Origin of the sequence: Acinetobacter kyonggiensis (assembly GCF_900107285.1) — a bacterium.
Classification (GTDB): Bacteria; Pseudomonadota; Gammaproteobacteria; order Pseudomonadales; family Moraxellaceae; genus Acinetobacter; species Acinetobacter kyonggiensis.
The window spans coordinates 49,715-64,186 of sequence record NZ_FNPK01000017.1 but is presented as its reverse complement, the minus strand read 5'-3'; the positions used below and the strand labels follow the sequence as shown (position 1 = coordinate 64,186).

Sequence of the window (14,472 nt, the reverse complement as noted above, 5' to 3'; positions counted from 1 at the left end):
TATTGCCACACGCTATGACAAATTGGCTCAAAACTTCCTGTCAGCAATCTATCTTGCTTCAACAATAATTTGGCTTAATTGATGACACGCCCTAGAGAAATTATAATTAATGTCCATGCTGTTTTGCGATACCGATTGATAAATCCATCAGTACGTAACTTTTTGCTCTTTACAAATTCTACTGGATTTTCCTGAAAAGATCCTTTGTATTCCGAGTGGTAGATGTTATCAAATGGTGTGTTGTTGTACAGTCTGATAGAAGGCTGTACAGCATTATAGTTTTTCTTCTGTTTTTTAGGATGCTGTATGACTATTTCTGTTGCATCTACGATAACAACATCCCAATTAAAACCTCTACCAGTAAGAAATTTCTTTGATAATTAAGAGTAAATTTTTGTTAAATAAATTTTATATAATATAAAAACTATTTAATAACTCTTTTTTTGAACATATTTTCTACTATTTTGAGCATTATAAGCCTAGGAATAATACGGGCGAACTGAGCTGTAAAATAGTTTCTTTTCCCTGGAATACAATATAGCTGATTACGGTCTAAAGCCCTTATAGCGGCATCAACGACTGTTTCTACTGTTGAAACTGGCATTCCATCTGTATCAGCATTTGCAACTTGAGCAAAATTTGTTGCGGTATTGCCAGGACATAATGCCAAAAATTTTACTCCTGAATCAAGATTTTCTCCTGCAATTGCTTCCGTAAAATTAAGCACAAAAGTTTTAGATGCTCCATATACTGCAATATAGGGAAGTGGTTGAAATGCGGCTATTGATGCAACATTAATGATCAATCCTTGTTTTTTTTCAAGCATAGCTGGCAAAAGTAAATAGGTTAATGTGACTAGGCTATTGATGTTTAATGTCAGCATTTGATGATAATTGCTTAAAGGCTCACCTAAGAACTTTGCCCATTTTCCAAAACCAGCATTATTAATCAAGATATCAATTATTATATGATTTTCTGTTAAATATTCTGTTAATTTATAAACTGAATTAGTTTCAGCTAAATCTAAGACAATTACATAAATTTTAATGCCGTATGCAGTTTTTAACTCTTGTGCCAGATCTTGCAGCTTCATTTCAGAGCGCGCAGTAATAACCAAGTCAATTCCATTTGCTGCAAGAGTTCTAGCAAATCCCATTCCTATACCAGATGAGGCCCCTGTAACTAAAGCTGTTTTCCCCTTAAATGATGTCAATATATTCATGTTTTGCCCTCGCGGTTTGCTGTGGCAAGTAATATAAACCTTTACCCTAAGGTGAGAGTCAAGAGTATTTCTAAAAGAATCTCTTGCTATCTATGATGTTTTTTCAGCGCCGTACATTTCTGTAAGCTCTTGCTCTAAGAAAAGTAAATCTTTTTCTATTCTCTCTAACTCAGCTTTTTTCTGCAAAATTTGCAGCTGTTTATCTTTAAGAAGTTGTTGAGCTATTTCTAGCGGAAATCGCTTTTCTTGAGCTTTAATTTCTGCCAGTGTAGCAATTTCCGAAAGACTAAAACCTACGGCCTGTGCCTGTTTAATCATTTTAATTAACTGAATATCTAACTGTTTATAAAAACGGTAATTACCTTTACGCTCTGGTGCTGGGATTAAACCCAAGTTCTCATAATGTCGAATCGCTTTTTGTGTTACACCTGTCACCAGAGCTAATTTCCCAATATACATCTATCTATCTCTTTTTTAGTTTGCAGATGATAAATATCATTAGATCATTCTTCCTTTCAAGTTTTTCAACTATTTTTATTTCCCATGCAATCTTATTTTATAAAAATGTTAATAATGAAACTTTATAAAGTATATATCTTCCATTAGGGGGAGTTTCTCTATGGATTTTGCTTTTGAAAATTAAGACTCTTTTAAAAAAACTGGAATATTGGTGATATAGAGAGAAGCCAGTGCTTAAATAATCTTGGGGAAAGCGTGTGGCAGGGTAATGAGGAAGCGATGTACTGGCACCAAAAATCAGCAGCACAAGGTGATTCTCAGCCATAAATAATTTGAGTGCTCTCAAGAGGAAATTATCCATAAAGGTGCATATTAGAGTTTACGTGTAATGCGGATACTCATTATTTAGACTACAAATTACACCGTTGTTTTCGCCCTGCTAAATATTTGAGATAGTTTGAAAAATTCAAGCGATTTTTATCGAATTTCGTGATAAACAAGGGTATGAATAATAAATTTTAATTTTGTTTTTAAGAGGGATGCATGGATAATATTTTGCATGTTTACGCATTATGTACGTTATTGCTTTTTATTAAAATGTTCGCAATCTCTTGTTATCAAGGATTTCATCGAATTAAAAATAAAGCTTTTAGGAATGTTGAAGATGCAGGCTTTTTAAAAGTTGCTGCTCAAACTACAGAACTTCCACAAGTTGTTAGGGCTCACCAAGCATGGTTGAATGATTTAGAAAATATTCCATTATTCTGGGTTCTAGGTGGTTTATGTATTGTACTAAATACAAATTATACTATGACGGTATGGTTATTTAGTATTTTTACATTTTTTAGAGTTATTCATACGATTACGTATCTGAACTCTATTCAGCCTTGGCGTACTATTGCTTATGTAGCGGGGGTAGTTTGTTTATTTATTATGGCTATTCAGATCATATTTACGATTATTTGATTATCATATTTGAAGATCGGATTACATATAAAATTTAGAAAGAATGGTTGTAAGAAGATAAGAGCTTTGTTAATCGTTGAAAAGCCCTCAATGTGAGGGCTGTTATTCATAATGTTATTATATTAATTTTAAAATTTTGACTAAAAACTATTGAGGTGTTTTGACCAATTTACTCACATCATAACCATAGCTTTTTGCAGTATCTAAATAAGATTGATAGATTTTTTCATCAATTTTTGTATCACGTGACAATATCCATAAGTATTTATTACTTTCACCACCTACTAAAGCAACTTTGTATTCAGGGTCAATACGTAGAACCCAATAATCTCCTTTAGTGAATGGTAACCATCTTAGCCCTTTTGGTAGGAAGCTTACTTTAAGTTTACTATTGCCCGGGTTTTGCGGATAAGCAACACCTTTTGAGCTAATAACTTCACCAGTTGCTGTACGACAGCTATTTAATACCGATACAGTCTGGTTGTTATTTATACTATATTGAGCCGTGGTATTTGCTACACATTTACGTTGAAAATACATTGGTAGGTGAGAAACTTCATACCACTTACCTGCATATTGTTTAATATCGATTTTATCGACAGCTTGTGGAGCAATCGTTTCGGCATGAGAAGTAACTGAAATTATAAAACTAAATATTCCAAATGTTGCAAACTTATACATTGATTTCAATAGTATATTCATTTTATATACCTTAATAGTTTATATCTGAAAGATAGCTCAAGCGCCTATTAACAAAATTTTAAAACGCTATTATAAATACTTATCAATGTTTATATTGGCGACTGCAATAGGCTCGACAGATATCCAGTGGATGTAACTGGAAGTGTTTAGTCTCACTTTCTGTCATTCGCTTACGCCAAATTTTAAAACTACTGAATTAGTTCCCCCTGTATGTTGAATATCCGTAAGGGCTAAGAAGTAATGGTATGTGATAGTGCTTTACTGAACCGTCTGTTTGAAAAATTACAGGAACTTCTGGAAAGAAAGAATTTTGCTTATTCTTTTTAAACCAATCACCTGTTTTAAAAGTTACTTTATATATAGTGTTGTCGAAGGTTTTATTTTCAGGAAAGAGCGCAGTTACACGACCTTGCTCATTGGTTTTTGCTTCTGAAATTTGAATCCATTTACCATTTTTCTGTTCTTCTAAGGTGACTTTTACATCTGATGAGGGGAGTCCACTCTCTAAATTAAGCACATGTACGCTTAAAGGATTTTGAGCCATAACCCAACTTGAAAAAAATAAACTGCTGGCGATTAAAAGTGACTTTTTCATATGGAAAAACCTATAATAATATTGATTTAAATTTGTTTCAGTGTTGTGGCTATACCTTGTTGCGCGCATTGGTCATCTTGAATTGACCCACCTGCACCAGCGACACCGACTGCACCTAATATCTGACTTTTATAAATCACAGGGACACCTCCACCTAAAAGTAATAATTCAGGTATGCTAGTTAAGTTCTGTGAATCTAAATTGTTCTGCGCATTGCGCATAAATTGTAAGGTGCTTACTTTACTTGAGTAAGCAGTAAAAGCTTTTCTTTGTGCTGCTACTAAGTTATGAATACCAATGGTTTCATGACGTTGACTCACCATCTCATTACCACCTTGGTCAAGAATGACAATTGCGGCAGGTTTTGTAAGATGAGTACAAGCTTGCATAACATTCATTGCAAGTTGATTAGCAAGATTCAAATCCATGACATAATTGGTTTTAGGTGTAGCATATGTCATTGAGTTAAAAAATATTATAGGAATAAATAGAAGTTTTTTCATAAGTTCTATTAAGTTAAATGAAGAGGTCTCTTAGCTTATATAAAATAAAATCACTATTGCATGACAATCAGATTACGGATTTGTAATATATAAACAGACAAACCAATATAATATGGTTATATGCAAATACTTATTGTTGAAGATGAAAAGAAAATTGCTCAATTTTTAGCAAGAGGTTTAAATGAATCAGGCTATTTATGCTCTATTGCGTATGATGGATTAACCGCTATAACATTGCTGCAGGAAAAAAAATTTGATTTAGTGATTCTAGATGTCATGTTGCCTGAAATTGATGGTTGGCAGATATTAAAGACCTTAAGAACTTTTTCTAAAATTCCAGTACTCATGTTAACTGCCAAAGATCATGTTTTAGATAGGGTTAAAGGTTTGGATTTAGGTGCAGATGATTACTTAATCAAACCATTTTCTTATATTGAATTATTAGCGCGAGTCAAAAGTCTATTGCGACGAAGCGTGAAAGTCGAATCTGAATATTATCAAGTTGAAGACCTAATCTTATATAGACTTGAGCATACCGTATACCGGAACCAGAAAAAAATCGATCTAACTTCCAAAGAATTTTCTCTTTTACATTTATTAATGCAACGCACAGGTGAGTTATTAACCCGATCTCAAATTGCCTCTGAAGTGTGGAATATTAATTTTGATACAGATACCAATGTTGTCGATGTTGCTATTCGGCGTTTACGTGCCAAAGTTGATGATAATTTTCAGCCAAAATTAATACATACGGTTCGTGGTATGGGATATCGATTAAGTACGAATAAATGAAAAAATATCTAAATAATTGGACATTGGCTACACGTTTAAGCATCGCTTTTAGTCTTATTTCTTGTATTGTATTTTTGAGTGTTGGTTTGCTTTCTTATCACAATATGCAGAAGATGTTGGCTGAGCAGCGTGATCAGAATTTAGCTGCACGTATTGAACGTATTGAAGTTTTTTTAAAAGATCAGGAAAGTTTCCAAATTTTAGTGCAACACCCGAATTTATATGAAAACATGGTCGGAAAAGAGGATAACCTTTTAATTTTAAAGAATAATAACAACACCTTAATCGACATTAACCCGCTAAAAGTTTCTATCCCAGACATGGATGAAACCAAATCTATAATGTTTGTCGATAATAAACCTAAATTATCGACAACTCGTTTGGCCTATAAAACGGTGATATTTAAAAATCAACATTATCAACTTATTGCTGGAAAGCAATTAGATGAAACGCAATCTACTTTAAATCAATATTTATGGAAATTAATTTTCTATAGTTTACTAGGCATTGTGATGGCCAGTTTGCTTGGTCGTTGGATTGGTTTGTACTTACTTAAATCTTTAAATAATTTAATAGAACAAGCTAATAAAATCCAAGGTACTCAATTACAGCAACGATTTGAAACTAAAAGTACGACTGTTGAGGTGGAGAAGTTGCGTTCAGCTATGAATAGTATGTTGGAAAAAATTCAGATTAATTATGATCAATTAGCTCGATTTTCTGAAGATATTGCACATGAACTCAGAACACCTCTAAATAATTTAATGGGCCAAACACAAATTGTTCTCATGCATTCTCGGCCACAGCAAGAACTGGAGCAACTTCTATATTCACATCTTGAAGAATATGAGCGATTAAGCAAGATGATCGACAATATGTTATTTATTGCTCGTTCTGAAAATGGCAATTTTATTATAAAAAAAGAAGAAGTTGATTTATATCGCACTATTTTAGAGTTAGTAGATTATTTTGAATTCTTAGCAGAAGATAAGAAAATGTCATTTGTTCTGAAGTTGGATAAGAATGTTCGAACGCATGGCAATATAGATCTACTGAAAAGGGCCTTATCAAATCTTTTGATCAATGCAATTGATTATGGAACTGAAAAGCAGAATATTGTCATTTCTACAAAATTAGATGTAAATGATGTTTATATAGAGATATTAACAAATGGCGTTCACATAGAAGAGCAACATTTAAATTACTTATTTGAGCGTTTTTATCAAATTGACTTTAGTCGGCATGCCAAAGCCAAAACAGGTGGGTTGGGGTTGGCAATTGTTAAATCTATTATGGTATTACATGATGGAGAGGCAACTGTTCGCAATACATATGAGGGGGTTGTTTTTTGCCTAAAATTGAAAATAATATAAAAATATTTACCCCTAATAATTGGCTATGTAACTTACATAGACCATCGTTAATTTCTTATCTCTGAGTTTTTCCTTTACAACTTTTAAAGCTACTTTTGTTGTTGCGTGGAAAAGTCCGCACATTTTTTTGCATAAACTTGGATGGAAGTGAACCCGAAAACTAAAATGAGTAAAAATTTAATAATTTTATAAAATTCATAAATTTACTTGAAATGCTAACATAAATTTAAGATGATTTAGAAAACATGCCTTTATTAATTATTGGGAATTTATGTGGGAATTCATTCATAAGATACTTTTGCTTTTTGTGGAACGAAAAAATAAATTTCATAACGCAGAAGAAAAATTAGTACGTCGGGTTGAGTATTTTGAGGATATTAAAGCTGTAGATAGCTTAGATGTAGATGTTGTTGAAAAACGAGCAAGAAAAAATGCTGTAGCACAAGTGCTTGTAGGTAGTCAGTTGGTATCATATCAATTGATAGATTTTTTGATCAAAAATGAAAATATTACAAATTATGAAATAGTTGCTAAAACACTGGCTTTATGGGACACCAGTTTAATAATTAATAAAAATGACGACAACCAAATTATTGGAATTTCATTAAATACATATGAATTCATAAAAGAAAAAATAATGCTGCTTATTACTTTAATATTTATAATATTCATGTTCATTTTTTCTATTTATATTTTTAAAGATAATGTCCTTTGGCTTAAAAGTGCGCTCATGCTTCCAGAGTATGTTTCTATTATTGTTATACTTTCCCTAGTGCTAGGGCTGTTAGCAGTTGCAGTATTCCTGTTTATCACCACAATAGTACTTTTTGATTTAAAAAGAATAGTTGAACTACTTAATAAGAGAAATTCTATTGAAGCAGGAGGGGAATAGGTTCTCTATGACCTATGCCATATCGGATGTATGTAAGAAGCATGGTATAGATCTGCCAGCTTATGACTATGAACATATGTTTGAACTGAAGACGATGCCGCATCAAAGGTTTGCATTACTAAAATAACAAAACAGACCGTCCGAAAGGGCAGTTTTTTTAATATCTACCCAGTCTTTCATCTTATTCTGTAGATGCTCTTTTAAATAAATGAATTAGCATTGAATAAAATGTCATAATTGTTAAAATGCTTTTCTTTTTATGTTTTTGTTTTGTTTCTATTTTGCATTCATTTTGCAAGGTGAAAAATAAAGCTATAAAAAACAGTGCTCTATATAAGGTTTTTTTTAATGCTAGATATTTATTTAACAGATGTTCAGAAAAAGGTGCAATTTAAGGATTATCCGGGTGAGCATCCTGTTAAATTTATTTTGAATTTTAAAAAGATTTTTCCGAGTATCATGGAACTTCTTCTTCCTGTTCTTCCGAATGATGAAAATTTGGATGAAATGACTTGGGAATCAACCACAGAAGATTTTGAGTTGTTCAAGTTATTATTAACCGGTTGGGGTGTAATTGAATTACGCTTAAATGCGATTTCTCAATTTAAAAATAAGAATTATGCCGATCAATTGGTTAAAACTGCGCAACAAAAGCGTAAGGCGTTTGCTAAAACCAATAAAAAATTGAAAACAGTCGAATTGGATTATTTATTTATGCACGAAATTCATGCATTGATTGATGCCGAGTTGGTTGAAATTGGTGAAAAATTCTATTTACCGACTTTACGTGATCTTTGGAAGAATAAAGTCTCACAAAGTATTTTGAATGCGAAATTCTAAAATTCAATAAAGTGTTGTAAAGATCCTCCAATTTTGGAGGATTTTTTAATGTTACTTTGCGGCTAATCAAGATATTTAAATAAAATAAAATATTTTATATAAAAAATTAAAGATTTAATTATCAATAAAATGTACTAGATATTGGAATTATTATTGCATATGGTATGACCACAACATGTTTACATATGTATTGTTATGAAAGTTGATAGTTCACATTTTCTTAATAGTGTTTGCAGGTTGTTTAAAATCTTCCCGAGAAAATATTACAGGATTTCATCAAATGTCGAATCAGTTTTTAGATTTAATTAATAAACGCCGTACAATTTATGCTCTAGGTAAAAATGTAGAGCAAAGTCCAGAACATTTAACTGATTTGATTCAACATGCTATTAAGCAAAGCCCATCATCGTTTAACTCACAATCGTCACGTGCTGTCATTTTATTTAATGCCGAGCATGAAAAATTTTGGGGCTTTGTGAAAGAAAAATTAAAATCTTATGCAAAAGATGCCGACGCTGCGGCAAAAACCGATGCCAAAATGGATAGTTTTGCGGCAGGTGTAGGTACGGTTTTATTTTTTGAAGATCTAGATGTGATTCAAGGCTTGCAAGAGCAGTTCCCATCTTATGCAGATAATTTTCCAGTGTGGGCAGAACATTCAACTGCAATTGCACAGTTTGCCACTTGGACTGCATTACATACGGACGGCTTAGGTGCTTCACTTCAGCATTACAACCCAATTGTCGATGAGCAAGTACATGCAGAATGGGATATTCCTGCAAACTGGAAACTTCGTGCCCAGTTGGTTTTTGGTTCTGTTGAAGGTGAAGCTAAAGACAAAGCCTATATAGATGATACTGTGCGTTTTAAAGTCTTTAAATAATTTGAGTCTTTAGCCCTAAAATAAGGATTGAGCTATTTTAATCAAACGCCTGATGTCTTTCATTGGGCGTTTGATATTTTAAGGCGAGACGCAGTGTTCATCCATTATAAATTTCTATTCATGTAGATGAGGGCGTTACACCAAATCATTCATAATGAATTGGCGCATTTTACAGATTTAAACTTTGATTATTGATAAGTTCTATTTGCTTTGTTTACGATAGACACTTGGACGTATAGGACGGCTACTTTTCCATAAGCCTTTTTTCTGCTTTTTGGCTTTGTCTTGCAGTGACATCATATAGTGTAGGTGTTTTTTATCTTTGATATATTCTTCATATACCCAAGCCGCACCACGTTTGACCATTTCTTCATTCATACTTTTACGATAGCGGTAAATAACCCCCACGCAGCGCCCATAACGGTCAATATCGGTAATTTTTACCCGTACCCATTTTTGGTGCACCATACTTTTAATTAGACGTGCTGACTCTTTGCCATAAGCCTGACTTGATTCAGGTGCATCGACGTAGGCAAAACGTAATTTGGTTTCTGAACGTCGGAAGTTTAAGCGATGGCAGGTGAGAGTATCGCCATCACTAATGGCGGTGACGCGGCAATAATAGCTTTTTCCCTTTTTAAAAGGCTTAAAAAAAATACTTAAAAAAGTATAAATTTTGCGGAAAATAAATAAAAAAATTAGACAACAGATGAAGCCTAAAACCATAAGCCAAACAGGGGAGAGATTTGCCAACATAAAAGAAAACTTTGTTGAAATTAGTTTGAAAAATTCAGTCTAAATTCAGCAATAAAAAGAGAGAAATGAGGAATTAGTTTAATTGAAATCGCAAAAAATAAGAGCTGAATAAATAGGCAAATGGTGCTGAAAATATTGTTAATTCAGCCTTTCGCCTATTTAAACAACAAGTTCAATGTGAAATAAAGCTCAAGGATAAATAAACCAAAGCAATCAAGAATAGTCATTTAAAATAACTTAAACAGATTTAACAATTACATATAAATAGCCTAAGCAAAAATTTTTAAAATTTCATTCCTTAAAAATTGGTGCCTTGCATTCTCCTGCACATCTTTATGCCAATACATTCCAATATTAATATTCGGCAGTTCTACAGGCACCTCAAAAATGTTTAAACATTCTGCCATGTGTAAATGAGCAAGCATATTTTTAGGAATGGTCAAAATGACAGCGGCTTGTTGCTCTAAAATTTGTAAAGCTGTTGAATAATGTTGACAGCGTAAAAAAATCTGACGAGAGAATTGTTTACGATTTAAATAAATATCCTCAACGAGTACACCTGTACGTCGTGAAGAGACACCAATATGTGGTAAAGCAAAATAAATTTCAGCCGTCATACTTTGCTGTTGAGTACACACGACAAATTGGTCTTGTACCAATTTTTTAAATTGAATTTTATCAGCAAAATTTTGTTCTAAATCAATTACAAAATCTATTTGTTGCGTGGCCAAATCGGTTAGCACATTTTTACGGTCTAACTTAATGCTAAAAAATTGTACCTCTAAATTGAGTTGATGAAAATGCTCAACTAGTTTTGGCAAAATAATCGGTTCAATTTCATCATGAATGGCTATTTTGAGTGTTTGTACCATGCTCGGGTCAAAACTTTGCTTTTGTAAAGAAATACTTTGAATAGCAAATAATGCATTTTTAATTATAGGATAAATCCGTTCAGCAAATGGTGTCGGTAACATTTGACTGCCAGCACGGACAAATAAATCATCCTGCAAATGTTGTCGTAGTCGTTGCAGGGCATGGCTGGCTGCGGACTGACTAATACAGAGTAACTGTGCAGATTTAGAAATACTGTTTTGTTCAAAAATAGCAATAAACAATGGATATAAATTGATGTCAATTTTATGAAAGACAGCCATGTCTAAAACGGTTTTATGATGAATATTATTCATAGTGAAATATGGAATTAAATCATTTTGTTCATAATAGTTTTGAGGTTATGTTGTTGTAAAGCGAAGTTAGCATAATATTTTAAGGGATCATGAGATGTTTGAATTATCAGCACGTGCGCAAGATTATATTGAACGGACGAAAGCCTTTATAAAAAATGAAATTGAACCCATTGAAACAGATTTTTGGAATGAAGTTCATGAGTTAAATCAAGGTGGTGATTGGACTAAATGGCAGTGGCCTGCACAAATAGAGGTGCTAAAAGATAAAGCCAAAGCAGCGGGGCTTTGGAATATGTTTTTGCCCGATACTGAATTAGGTCAGGGCTTATCTGTTCAAGAATATGCGCATATTGCTGAACTTACAGGACGCAGTTTAATTGCACCTACCGTATTTAATTGTAATGCACCTGACAGTGGCAATATGGAAGTATTGTGGCGTTACGGTAGTGAAGCACAAAAACAGCAATGGTTAATGCCACTATTAGATGGAAAAATTCGTTCCGTATTTTGTATGACTGAACCTGCTGTAGCTTCTAGTGATGCGACCAATATGCAAGCTACAGCAGTCGTCGTTGGTGATGAAATTGTTTTAAATGGTCGTAAATGGTGGTCGTCAGGTTTAGGTGATCCAAACGCAAAAATGATTATTTTTATGGCACATACGCCAGATGAGACTAAAGATCGTCATCATCAACATTCTATGGTTTTAGTTCCTGTTGAAGCGGCAGGTGTTAAAATTGAACGTATGTTACCTGTATTTGGTGATTATGATGCACCACATGGTCATGGTGAAGTCAGTTTCGATAATGTTCGTGTACCTGTGAGCAATTTTATTGGTGGCGCAGGTCAAGGTTTTGAAATTGCTCAAGGACGTTTAGGGCCTGGACGTATTCACCATTGTATGCGTTGTATTGGCGCAGCGGAAAAATCGTTAGAGTTGATGATTGACCGTGGAATGAGCCGCACTGCTTTTGGTCAAGAAATTCTTAAACTGGGTGGCAATTTAGAACGTGTTGCAGAAGCACGTGTTGCGATTGATCAAGCACGTTTATTGACTTTGTATGCTGCTTATAAAATGGATACTTTAGGCAACATGGCCGCTTTAACCGAAATTTCAGCCATTAAAGTGGTTGCACCTAGTGTATTGGAAAAAGTGGTCGATATGGCCATTCAAATTCATGGCGGTGCAGGGGTTTCACGCGATACACCTTTAACAGGTTTTTTTGCTCAAGCACGTAGCCTACGTTTAGCCGATGGTCCAGATGAAGTGCATAAAGGCATGATTGCTAAACTTGAATTGGCAAAACGTGGTTACGGCTCACGTCGTAAGTAAGATTAAAAAATATAAATGATGCTAGAGGAGACCTCTTACAATTTTCCTTAAATTTTTCTGTTTATGTAGGAAAATTAAAGAGGTATAAATGAAGTAAGAAGTCTTTTTAAAATTGAAGATTTAGGGAAAGAATAATGTCAGTGATTGATGTTGGTGGAAATGTCCGTGAAGGCGAAGAACTTGATATCGTTGCGGTAGAAAATTGGCTTAAAACACAAGGTGTTGATCTACAAGGTCAAGTTGAAGTCACTCAATATTCAGGAGGTGCTTCCAATTGGACCTATCGTTTAAAATATGACAATGCTGATTTAATTCTACGTCGCCCACCAAAAGGGACTAAAGCTAAATCTGCGCATGATATGGCACGTGAATATCATGTACAAAAAAATCTGGCACCTTTTTATTCAGCACTACCTGAAATGGTTGCACTGTGTCAGGACGAGTCTGTACTTGGCTGTGACTTCTATGTGATGAAACGCATCAAAGGCATTATTCCGCGTGCTAAATTACCACCTGAATTGCAATTTGATGAAGCTGATGTACATCAACTTTGTATTAATGTGCTTGATAAACTGATTGAATTACACCAAGTACCTTATCAAGGAACTGAACTTGAAAAATTAGGCAAAGGCGACGGTTATTGTCGTCGTCAGGTCGAAGGTTGGGATGCTCGTTATGCAAAAGCCCATACCATCAATGTGCCTTCATTTAAGTTTGTACGGAAATGGCTACATGACAATATCCCCGCCGATTCTAAAACCTGCATTATTCATAATGATTGGCGTTTTGATAATGTGATTTTAGATCCTAAAAATCCAACGGAAGTAATTGGTGTATTGGATTGGGAAATGGCGACTTTGGGTGATCCCTTGATGGATTTAGGTTCTGCTTTGGCCTATTGGGTAGAAGAAACAGACCATCACATTTTTAAGTCTACACGTCGTCAACCCACAAATTTAAAAGGCATGTTTACCCGTAAAGAAGTGGTTGAATATTATTTAGATAAAACAGGGTTACAAACGGAAAATTGGACTTTTTACGAAGTGTTCGGCATTTTCCGTTTAGCGGTCATTGCGCAGCAAATTTACTATCGTTACTATCATAAGCAAACCAGCAATCCTGCATTTAAAGACTTTTGGATTGTGATTCATGCCTTACATATTCGTGCCTTAAAACTGATTGGCAAACAAAAACTCGAAGCCAATGAAATTGCACAAAAATACATATCCAAACTACAGGAAATTTTAGCGAAATGACCACAATTTATCTGATTCGTCACGGGCAAGCTTCTTTTGGTGCAGAAAGTTATGACAACCTTTCTCCGAATGGTGAATTACAGGCAAAATTATTAGGTCAATATTTTAATAAGATTCTAAAAGAAGAACCCTATGTCGTGGCAGGTTCGATGCAGCGACATCAACAAACGGCACATCTAGCTTTGGCTGAATGTTTTCCAGAAGCCAATATCATGACTGACCATGCTTGGAATGAGTTTAATCATCAACAAGTTTTTGCCCAGTATGAACCGCGTTTTAATGAACCACATTTACTTAAAGCAGATGTGGAAAATGAAACGAATCCACGTGCTTATTTAGCTAAAATTTTTGAAGGTGCGATTGAACGCTGGACGGGGGGTGACTATCACCATGAATATGATGAGTCTTGGCCCGATTTTAAAAATCGTGTGGAAACAGCACTACAAAATTTAAGTGATGAACTCGCAAAAACCAAACCCCGTTATGCAGTCGTGTTTACATCAGGTGGTGTGATTTCAGTGGCGGCAGGTAAATTACTTGAGTTAAATGCAAATCGTACTTTTGCATTAAATTGGGCAATTACCAATGCCAGTATGACCACATTACGTTTGGTTGGAAACGAACCTCAACTTTTGAGTTTAAATGAGCATCATTTTATAAAAGCTGAAGATTCTCAACTACTCACATGGATTTGATTGTAGAAAAATAGGAAA

At 34.1% G+C, this 14,472-nt stretch carries 16 protein-coding genes and 1 pseudogene; 9 read left to right on the top strand and 8 right to left on the bottom strand.

Annotated elements, in window-relative coordinates; genetic code table 11:
• Positions 1–424: 424 nt before the first annotated feature.
• Together BLV99_RS13155 and BLV99_RS13150 are read right to left on the bottom strand one after the other, a co-directional pair.
• Positions 425–1,222 (bottom strand): SDR family NAD(P)-dependent oxidoreductase, encoded by a 798-nt coding sequence (locus tag BLV99_RS13155; protein ID WP_092691463.1) that lies wholly within the window; start codon positions 1,220–1,222, stop codon positions 425–427.
• Between the two features lie 90 nt (positions 1,223–1,312).
• Positions 1,313–1,681 carry a MerR family transcriptional regulator gene (locus tag BLV99_RS13150; RefSeq protein ID WP_092691460.1) on the bottom strand — a complete coding sequence of 123 codons (369 nt, stop codon included), beginning with the start codon at positions 1,679–1,681 and terminating at the stop codon, positions 1,313–1,315.
• A 543-nt stretch (positions 1,682–2,224) separates the two neighbouring features.
• On the opposite strand from BLV99_RS13150, the gene BLV99_RS13145 reads away from it, so the two are divergent.
• The gene (locus tag BLV99_RS13145) at positions 2,225–2,647 is read left to right on the top strand and encodes an MAPEG family protein (RefSeq protein WP_086185530.1); all 423 of its coding nucleotides are present in this window, start codon (positions 2,225–2,227) and stop codon (positions 2,645–2,647) included.
• Positions 2,648–2,794: 147 nt separating this feature from the next.
• Here BLV99_RS13145 and BLV99_RS13140 read toward each other — a convergent pair whose 3' ends face one another.
• The 4 genes and pseudogenes from BLV99_RS13140 to BLV99_RS13125 all read right to left on the bottom strand — a co-directional run bounded on the left by BLV99_RS13140 (position 2,795) and on the right by BLV99_RS13125 (position 4,447).
• Complete coding sequence (locus BLV99_RS13140; protein ID WP_425283559.1) at positions 2,795–3,328, bottom strand: lipocalin family protein; 534 nt, start codon at positions 3,326–3,328, stop codon at positions 2,795–2,797.
• A 103-nt stretch (positions 3,329–3,431) separates the two neighbouring features.
• Positions 3,432–3,542 (bottom strand): annotated as a pseudogene (locus tag BLV99_RS13135) (DUF2805 domain-containing protein); the annotation flags it as partial.
• Positions 3,543–3,545: 3 nt separating this feature from the next.
• The gene (gene uraH, locus BLV99_RS13130) at positions 3,546–3,944 is read right to left on the bottom strand and encodes a hydroxyisourate hydrolase (protein WP_086185533.1); all 399 of its coding nucleotides are present in this window, start codon (positions 3,942–3,944) and stop codon (positions 3,546–3,548) included.
• Between the two features lie 26 nt (positions 3,945–3,970).
• On the bottom strand, positions 3,971–4,447 hold the full coding sequence (locus BLV99_RS13125; protein WP_092691457.1) for a GlcG/HbpS family heme-binding protein: 477 nt from the start codon (positions 4,445–4,447) through the stop codon (positions 3,971–3,973).
• A 120-nt stretch (positions 4,448–4,567) separates the two neighbouring features.
• On the opposite strand from BLV99_RS13125, the gene BLV99_RS13120 reads away from it, so the two are divergent.
• The 5 genes from BLV99_RS13120 (at position 4,568) to BLV99_RS13100 (ending at position 9,227) form a co-directional block, all read left to right on the top strand.
• The gene (locus BLV99_RS13120) at positions 4,568–5,239 is read left to right on the top strand and encodes a heavy metal response regulator transcription factor (protein ID WP_086185535.1); all 672 of its coding nucleotides are present in this window, start codon (positions 4,568–4,570) and stop codon (positions 5,237–5,239) included.
• Entirely contained in the window at positions 5,236–6,612 is a 1,377-nt protein-coding gene (locus BLV99_RS13115) for a heavy metal sensor histidine kinase (RefSeq protein ID WP_092691454.1), read from the top strand. Before BLV99_RS13120 ends, BLV99_RS13115 begins: the two co-directional genes overlap by 4 nt.
• Positions 6,613–6,883: 271 nt before the next feature.
• Positions 6,884–7,504: a hypothetical protein gene (locus BLV99_RS13110; RefSeq protein WP_092691452.1), complete on the top strand. Its 621-nt coding sequence runs from the start codon at positions 6,884–6,886 to the stop codon at positions 7,502–7,504.
• A gap of 348 nt (positions 7,505–7,852) precedes the next feature.
• A complete protein-coding gene (locus BLV99_RS13105) occupies positions 7,853–8,344 on the top strand; it encodes a hypothetical protein (RefSeq protein WP_092691449.1) in 492 nt (163 codons plus the stop codon).
• A 280-nt stretch (positions 8,345–8,624) separates the two neighbouring features.
• On the top strand, positions 8,625–9,227 hold the full coding sequence (locus BLV99_RS13100) for a nitroreductase family protein (protein ID WP_092691447.1): 603 nt from the start codon (positions 8,625–8,627) through the stop codon (positions 9,225–9,227).
• 201 nt (positions 9,228–9,428) lie between these two features.
• On the opposite strand, the gene BLV99_RS13095 is transcribed toward BLV99_RS13100, so the two are convergent.
• Positions 9,429–9,983, bottom strand: a complete 555-nt coding sequence (locus BLV99_RS13095) for a thermonuclease family protein (protein ID WP_004649440.1) — start codon at positions 9,981–9,983, stop codon at positions 9,429–9,431.
• 269 nt (positions 9,984–10,252) lie between these two features.
• The gene (locus BLV99_RS13090) at positions 10,253–11,170 is read right to left on the bottom strand and encodes a LysR family transcriptional regulator (RefSeq protein ID WP_092691444.1); all 918 of its coding nucleotides are present in this window, start codon (positions 11,168–11,170) and stop codon (positions 10,253–10,255) included.
• Positions 11,171–11,264: 94 nt separating this feature from the next.
• Between BLV99_RS13090 and BLV99_RS13085 the strand changes: the two genes are divergently transcribed.
• From BLV99_RS13085 to BLV99_RS13075, 3 genes are all read left to right on the top strand, one after another.
• On the top strand, positions 11,265–12,503 hold the full coding sequence (locus BLV99_RS13085; protein ID WP_092691441.1) for an acyl-CoA dehydrogenase family protein: 1,239 nt from the start codon (positions 11,265–11,267) through the stop codon (positions 12,501–12,503).
• 134 nt (positions 12,504–12,637) lie between these two features.
• Positions 12,638–13,759: a phosphotransferase family protein gene (locus tag BLV99_RS13080; RefSeq protein ID WP_092691439.1), complete on the top strand. Its 1,122-nt coding sequence runs from the start codon at positions 12,638–12,640 to the stop codon at positions 13,757–13,759.
• Positions 13,756–14,454: a histidine phosphatase family protein gene (locus BLV99_RS13075; RefSeq protein ID WP_092691437.1), complete on the top strand. Its 699-nt coding sequence runs from the start codon at positions 13,756–13,758 to the stop codon at positions 14,452–14,454. Before BLV99_RS13080 ends, BLV99_RS13075 begins: the two co-directional genes overlap by 4 nt.
• Positions 14,455–14,472: the final 18 nt, after the last annotated feature.

What these genes read in the sequence shown, in the direction of transcription:
- BLV99_RS13085 (WP_092691441.1), top strand. Translation starts at nt 11,265, where the DNA reads ATGTTTGAATTATCAGCACGTGCGCAAGATTATATTGAACGGACGAAA.
- BLV99_RS13150 (WP_092691460.1), bottom strand. Translation starts at nt 1,681, where the DNA reads ATGTATATTGGGAAATTAGCTCTGGTGACAGGTGTAACACAAAAAGCG.
- BLV99_RS13140 (WP_425283559.1), bottom strand. Translation starts at nt 3,328, where the DNA reads ATGTATAAGTTTGCAACATTTGGAATATTTAGTTTTATAATTTCAGTT.
- BLV99_RS13105 (WP_092691449.1), top strand. Translation starts at nt 7,853, where the DNA reads ATGCTAGATATTTATTTAACAGATGTTCAGAAAAAGGTGCAATTTAAG.
- BLV99_RS13155 (WP_092691463.1), bottom strand. Translation starts at nt 1,222, where the DNA reads ATGAATATATTGACATCATTTAAGGGGAAAACAGCTTTAGTTACAGGG.
- BLV99_RS13090 (WP_092691444.1), bottom strand. Translation starts at nt 11,170, where the DNA reads ATGAATAATATTCATCATAAAACCGTTTTAGACATGGCTGTCTTTCAT.
- BLV99_RS13145 (WP_086185530.1), top strand. Translation starts at nt 2,225, where the DNA reads ATGGATAATATTTTGCATGTTTACGCATTATGTACGTTATTGCTTTTT.
- BLV99_RS13080 (WP_092691439.1), top strand. Translation starts at nt 12,638, where the DNA reads ATGTCAGTGATTGATGTTGGTGGAAATGTCCGTGAAGGCGAAGAACTT.
- BLV99_RS13075 (WP_092691437.1), top strand. Translation starts at nt 13,756, where the DNA reads ATGACCACAATTTATCTGATTCGTCACGGGCAAGCTTCTTTTGGTGCA.
- BLV99_RS13110 (WP_092691452.1), top strand. Translation starts at nt 6,884, where the DNA reads ATGTGGGAATTCATTCATAAGATACTTTTGCTTTTTGTGGAACGAAAA.
- BLV99_RS13100 (WP_092691447.1), top strand. Translation starts at nt 8,625, where the DNA reads ATGTCGAATCAGTTTTTAGATTTAATTAATAAACGCCGTACAATTTAT.
- BLV99_RS13125 (WP_092691457.1), bottom strand. Translation starts at nt 4,447, where the DNA reads ATGAAAAAACTTCTATTTATTCCTATAATATTTTTTAACTCAATGACA.
- uraH (WP_086185533.1), bottom strand. Translation starts at nt 3,944, where the DNA reads ATGAAAAAGTCACTTTTAATCGCCAGCAGTTTATTTTTTTCAAGTTGG.
- BLV99_RS13095 (WP_004649440.1), bottom strand. Translation starts at nt 9,983, where the DNA reads ATGTTGGCAAATCTCTCCCCTGTTTGGCTTATGGTTTTAGGCTTCATC.
- BLV99_RS13120 (WP_086185535.1), top strand. Translation starts at nt 4,568, where the DNA reads ATGCAAATACTTATTGTTGAAGATGAAAAGAAAATTGCTCAATTTTTA.
- BLV99_RS13115 (WP_092691454.1), top strand. Translation starts at nt 5,236, where the DNA reads ATGAAAAAATATCTAAATAATTGGACATTGGCTACACGTTTAAGCATC.